The organism is Acinetobacter legionensis, assembly GCF_048552295.1.
Classification (GTDB): Bacteria; Pseudomonadota; Gammaproteobacteria; order Pseudomonadales; family Moraxellaceae; genus Acinetobacter.
On record NZ_JBIMCW010000122.1, the window covers coordinates 1 to 224 of the forward strand.

The following is a 224-nucleotide window of genomic DNA, read 5'->3' on the forward strand; positions in this document are numbered from 1 at the left end:
AACGGAGTCGAACCGTTGACCTCCTGCGTGCAAAGCAGGCGCTCTACCAACTAAGCTAAGTCCCCAGCTTAAGATCTTAATATATCTGCTCTTCTGTAAATCGAATTTAAAATTCTTTCAAACTCAATCAGTAGACTTGGTGGGTCTGACAAGACTTGAACTTGTGACCCCACGCTTATCAAGCGTGTGCTCTAACCAACTGAGCTACAGACCCTCAGATACAT

At 44.6% G+C, this 224-nt stretch carries 1 tRNA gene; it reads right to left on the minus strand.

The window, feature by feature from the left end:
- Positions 1-137 precede the first annotated feature (137 nt).
- Positions 138-214 (minus strand) — tRNA-Ile (locus ACG916_RS21700).
- Positions 215-224 lie beyond the last annotated feature (10 nt).